Origin of the sequence: Bacillus sp. AFS012607, assembly GCF_002558005.1 — a bacterium.
Classification (GTDB): domain Bacteria; phylum Bacillota; class Bacilli; order Bacillales; family Bacillaceae_G; genus Bacillus_A; species Bacillus_A thuringiensis_S.
Genome location: NZ_NTVM01000003.1, coordinates 1 through 1,800, shown reverse-complemented (window position 1 = coordinate 1,800; position 1,800 = coordinate 1). Strand labels below are relative to the sequence as shown.

Genomic DNA, 1,800 nt, shown 5'->3' with positions numbered 1-1,800 from the left:
TGTCACCGTTACGATGTCGGCTGATACCGGGCTACTTCCGCTTGGTACTGATCTTGGCGCTTCAATTGGTGCCGGGCTTCCTCCACTTGGTACTGATCTTGGTGTTTCCACTGGTGTCGGGCTACTTCCACTTGGTACTGATCTTGGTGCTTCCACTGGTGCCGGGCTACTTCCACTTGGTACTGATCTTGGTGTTTGACTTCCTTCACTTGTTCCTTGTCTTACTGTTCCTGGTGTTTGAACTCCTTCATTTGTTCCTTGTCTTACCGTTCCTAGTGTTTGACTTCCTTCATTTGCTCCTTGTCTTACCGTTCCTGGTGTTTGACTTCCTTCAATCGCTCCTTGTCTTACGCCTCCTGGTGTTTGACTTCCTTCATTTGCTCCTTGTCTTACCGTTCCTGGTATTTGACTTCCTTCACTTGCTCCTTGTCTTACGCCTCCTAGTGTTTGATTTCCTTCAATCGCTCCATTTGATTTTCCAGCTTCTTTCATTTCATCTTGAAGACTTGTTGTTCCCGATTCTTGCCCATTCGCTCCCCCTGGGTTTTCGTTCCCTCCTTTTTTCATGTCTTCTTGAATAGATGGCGTACCACCATTCTTTTTATCTTTTTCCTTATTTAAGTTTCCTTTTTCTTTTTCATTTTTTGCTAAATCATTACCATTTGCTTTTTTCTGATCCGCTTTTTTCATTTGATCTTGCAAGGACTCTTTATTTTCAGACTCATTCCCTTTTTTCAAACCGCTTATAAGCCCTGCCACGCCACCTGTTGCCATCGCTGCCGCACTTGCTGTTTTAGCTGCTGCAACACCAGTTCCTTCTGCTGCACCTTTCGCTCCTTTTCCAATCCTATTTCCGAGACTCTTCATTGGTTTTGAATTTGCGAGACTGCCAATTCCTTTACCAAGTGCGAAACCACCTACTAACATGCCCCAACTGCTCTTTAATCCAATATCTATTCCAAATAGCCTTTCTACGACTGCCGGACCATCTAGAACTGCCATACTAAATGCCGCTAATGCAATCAGATACGGTACACCATTTAATTTGTCATGGAGAAAAGCTGTTCCTATTAGGTATAGCTTCAAAGATAGGAATATCATAATCGTTGCTATAAATATATTGAGGATATTAGATAATACAGCTTTTAACTTTTGACCATTCGCAACATCGGCTGGTGCTAATATATTTGCTAACAAGTAGTTAAAAGACAATTCATAAAATAATCTAGCTAATTTAATACTTACCAATAACAAAGTTAATCCCGTTATCAGTAAAGTAAAGAATATATTCCAAAAGTTCCAGTGCCAGCGATAATACTTTTCTGGAAAGAAATCAAACCATCCATCTTTTAATTCTGCTAAAGATGCGACTCCCATCCCATCCATTACTCTTTTATTTTTCAATAATTTTTGTCCATCATCTGATAATTTTTTATCTTTAGCGAACTCAAAATCCGAATCAATTTTTTCTGTAATATCAATCTGTCTAATATTTTTTTCTGGAATATGATTTTTCGGATTCATGTCCTCTTTCTTTTTCCATCCATTTTGATCTATTACTGCAACATCCGTTATATTCTTCTTAATAATTTCATCACTTAAAGAACCCTTTTGTTCAGATTTCACAACCGCTATAGCATCATCGGTGAACTTATCGACCTTTGTCATACCCGTACTTAATAAGCAAAGTACACTCAATGTTATGAAAATATTGATGATAATTTGAGAACGATTCATTTGTTTATTCATAATAAACATGTAGCCAATATATAAAAACGAAATGGCTAAAAGAACGACAAA

The 1,800-nt window shown here is 38.4% G+C and carries 1 protein-coding gene; it reads right to left on the bottom strand.

The genetic code is table 11. The annotated features are described in order from the left end of the window. A partial coding sequence (locus tag CN409_RS02795) for a pLS20_p028 family conjugation system transmembrane protein (RefSeq protein WP_098217776.1) occupies positions 1 to 1,800 on the bottom strand: 1,800 nt, incomplete at both ends.